The sequence below is a fragment of the Nonlabens sp. genome, assembly GCF_965660805.1.
In the GTDB taxonomy this organism is placed as follows: domain Bacteria; phylum Bacteroidota; class Bacteroidia; order Flavobacteriales; family Flavobacteriaceae; genus Nonlabens.
The window spans coordinates 1-3,808 of record NZ_CBFIBE010000073.1 but is presented as its reverse complement, the minus strand read 5'-3'; the positions used below and the strand labels follow the sequence as shown (position 1 = coordinate 3,808).

Here is a 3,808-nt window from a genome sequence, read left to right as displayed (position 1 = left end):
ATTCCCATGCATAATCTTTTAAATACTGTTCTTGTCCTAGAGCATTAAGCCAGCGCTGAGCGGCTGTTTTAATTTTATTTCCGCTTCTATTGATCATTTCTGATTGTGGTGTTCCCGTAATCACTTTATTTTCATTTAAAAACTGTCCATACTGACTAAAAGCCATAGGAAACAGCTGGCTGTTAGACATAAAATTTAATGTTTTCTTGCCTGTGAAAACATTAGTCTTACAAGAGAATAATGTAACTACTATTGTAAGGATCAATAATTTATTAAACTTCATTTTAGGCTCCTTTTTTTATTAATTGTTCTACTCTTTTAATATCGATTCCATGATGTGAATCAGTGTGAACTATTTCTTCATTATCTATAACGATCACTTGTGGAGACTGGTGCATCACATTAAGTTTACTCGCAATGGTGTTACTCAACTCACGATGATTAAGCAAATCCAGTAAATAAAAACTAGCTTGATCCTCATCTAAGGTGTAACCCGATTCAAAATTTTTAAGTACCATGCGCGAGATACCACATCTAGTGCTGTGTTTAAAAATAACTTTTACTTTTTTCTTAGAGTTTGAAATTAAGTTATTTAACTGATCTTCAGAATCTAGCAACTGCCATGGCAATCCTTCATTATGGTCTTTTTTTTCAATTTCACGTTGTGATTTAAACAACTTATCTAACAATCCCATACCCTAGTTTTATTAATAATTCCGCTTTCGCGAAAGCGTAGATACTCAAATTTTATACTAATTTACAAAGATACTATATGTTAAGTGTAATTCTATATAAACATTTAAAGACAGACACTTTGTCGTGTAAATATGCATTTTATATGCCTTTTTGACAATTTAAACATTAGGTACATCTTTTGAAACAAACAAGAAAAAGAAAATTATGAATATGAATCAACTTACTATAAAATCCCAAGAGGCTCTTCAAAAAGCGCAACAACTCGCACAGGAGTCGGGACACCAGTTTATTGAAAACTTGCACATTCTTAAGGGAATGATTCAGGTAGATGAAAATGTTTTACCTTTTATTTTTAAAAAACTAAATGTAAACCTTGACCTTGCTATACAACTTATTAACAGCAGTTTAAACTCTATTTCTAAAGTAGAAGGCGGCGAGATTCAATTATCTCGAGATGCCTCAAGCATGGTAAATAATGCCATGAGTATCGCTACAAAAATGGAAGATGAATACGTGAGTTTAGAACACTTATTACTAGCCATTTTTGAAGGAAAATCTACAGCGGCTCGCATTCTTAAGGATCAAGGGATAAGCAGTAGCACATTAAAAAAAGCCATTGAGGAACTCAGAAACGGCAACAAGGTAACTAGTGCCAGCGCAGAGGAAACTTATAATAGTCTCAACAAATATGCAAAGAACCTGAACCAGCTTGCAGATCAAGGAAAACTAGATCCTGTGATAGGTCGCGATGAAGAAATAAGACGTATTTTACAAATCCTATCCAGACGTACTAAAAACAACCCAATGCTAGTGGGAGAACCTGGAGTAGGTAAAACTGCTATTGCTGAAGGGCTAGCGCACCGTATCATTGCTGGTGATGTTCCAGAAAACCTAAAGAATAAACAAATATTTTCACTAGATATGGGAGCACTTATAGCAGGTGCAAAATATAAAGGAGAATTTGAGGAGCGTTTAAAAGCAGTGATTAAAGAGGTAACAACCAGTTCTGGAGATATCGTCTTATTTATAGATGAGATTCACACTCTTGTAGGTGCTGGTGGTGGTCAAGGCGCCATGGATGCCGCAAATATTTTAAAACCTGCTCTAGCTCGTGGAGAGCTGCGTGCTATAGGTGCCACTACACTAGATGAATATCAAAAGTATTTTGAAAAAGACAAAGCACTAGAACGACGTTTCCAAAAAGTGCTCGTAGATGAACCTGATACAGAAAGTGCTGTTTCTATCTTGCGCGGAATTAAAGATAAATATGAAACACACCATAAAGTACGTATAAAAGATGAAGCCATTATAGGCGCTGTAGAGCTTTCTCAGCGTTATATCACTAATCGTTTTTTACCCGATAAGGCCATCGATTTAATGGATGAAGCTGCGTCTAAATTGCGTATGGAAATTAACTCTAAGCCTGAAGAACTTGATGTACTAGACCGCAAAATCATGCAACTAGAGATTGAGATTGAAGCGATTAAAAGAGAAAAAGACGAAACTAAATTAAAAAGTTTGCGCAATGAACTGGCAAACTTTAAAGAATCTCGTAATGAGCTTAATGCGCAATGGGTAAATGAGAAAGATATCGTAGATGCTATTCAAAACGCAAAAAGTGATATAGAAAACTTTAAACAACAAGCTGAGCGTGCTGAGCGTGATGGTGATTATGGTAAAGTGGCAGAGTTGCGTTACGGAAAAATCAAAGATGCTCAAGAAGAGCTCGAGCGATTGCAAAAAGAAGTTGCTGAAAACGATACAGATAAATCTCTTATTCAAGAAGAGGTTACCTATGATGATATTGCCGAAGTAGTTGCAAAATGGACTGGAATTCCTGTCACTAAAATGGTTCAAAGTGAACGTGAAAAATTATTACGTTTAGAAGATGAGTTGCATAAACGTGTGGTAGGACAGCAAGAAGCTATAGTTGCCGTGAGTGATGCCGTGCGCCGCAGTCGTGCAGGATTACAAGATCAAAAAAAACCTGTAGGATCCTTTCTTTTCCTAGGAACCACTGGTGTAGGTAAAACAGAACTTGCAAAAGCTCTAGCCGATTATCTTTTTAACGATGAAAATGCCATGACACGCATAGACATGAGTGAATATCAAGAACGTCATAGCGTGAGTAGATTAGTAGGTGCACCTCCTGGTTATGTGGGCTATGATGAAGGTGGTCAACTAACCGAAGCGGTAAGAAGAAAACCTTATAGTGTGGTACTGCTGGATGAAATAGAAAAAGCCCATCCTGATACTTTTAATATTTTATTACAAGTACTCGATGAAGGAAGACTTACTGATAATAAAGGCCGTATTGCAGATTTTAAGAATACTATCATAATCATGACTTCTAATATGGGAGCTGAGTTAATCCAAGAACGATTTGATAATGTCACTGTAACAGAGTCCTTAATGGATGAGACTAAAAAAGATGTGCTAGTAGCCTTAAAACAGCGTGTACGACCAGAATTCATCAACCGTATAGATGACATCGTTATGTTTACACCTCTTACTCAAAAAGAGATCAGGCAAATAGTAGGTTTACAATTAAAAGGTGTGACTAAAATGCTGGCACAACAAGGAATTACTATAGATGCTACGCCTGCGGCAATTGATCTACTGGCAGTTCAAGGTTATGATCCACAATATGGAGCAAGACCAGTTAAACGAGTGATTCAAAAAAATGTACTCAACGAACTTTCTAAACAAATCCTATCAGGTAAAATTTCCACAGAAAGTATAGTGTTAATAGATACTACTGAGAATCAGTTGGTTTTTCGTAACGAAAGTGAATTAAAAGAGATTACATAATTTTTTAGTCGTGTCCCACTAAGACAAAGGACCGCTGTCGATGATAGAGGAAAGACTTTACTATGGAGTTTGAATTTCAGTGCTTTATAAGTTTTAAAATTTCATAAATAACGTACCATTTTTGCTTTTCAATAGCAAGGTGCATTATTTGTAAAATCTTATGAAGCAATGCTATCAGTAGGTTTTAATACCAATTTATGTTTCTAATGCCGTATTCTTAATTAGAATTATTTTTTGACTAGGTAATAAAGAAAATTAAAGCATAGCCTAAGATACGGTTTCATTTTATTTTAAAATATAG

2 protein-coding genes and 1 pseudogene are annotated in these 3,808 nt (G+C 35.6%); 1 reads left to right on the top strand and 2 read right to left on the bottom strand.

Annotated features, from left to right (window positions below; all coding sequences use genetic code 11):
* Positions 1-283, bottom strand: a pseudogene (locus ACTF48_RS10890) (M48 family peptidase); the annotation flags it as partial.
* 1 nt (position 284) lies between these two features.
* Complete coding sequence (gene ytxJ / locus ACTF48_RS10885) at positions 285-695, bottom strand: bacillithiol system redox-active protein YtxJ (RefSeq protein ID WP_438963186.1); 411 nt, start codon at positions 693-695, stop codon at positions 285-287.
* A 205-nt stretch (positions 696-900) separates the two neighbouring features.
* Here ytxJ and clpB point away from each other — a divergent pair, with 205 nt between their 5' ends.
* Positions 901-3,507 (top strand): ATP-dependent chaperone ClpB, encoded by a 2,607-nt coding sequence (clpB, locus tag ACTF48_RS10880; protein ID WP_438963185.1) that lies wholly within the window; start codon positions 901-903, stop codon positions 3,505-3,507.
* Positions 3,508-3,808 lie beyond the last annotated feature (301 nt).

What these genes read in the sequence shown, in the direction of transcription:
- ytxJ (WP_438963186.1), bottom strand. Translation starts at nt 695, where the DNA reads ATGGGATTGTTAGATAAGTTGTTTAAATCACAACGTGAAATTGAAAAA.
- clpB (WP_438963185.1), top strand. Translation starts at nt 901, where the DNA reads ATGAATATGAATCAACTTACTATAAAATCCCAAGAGGCTCTTCAAAAA.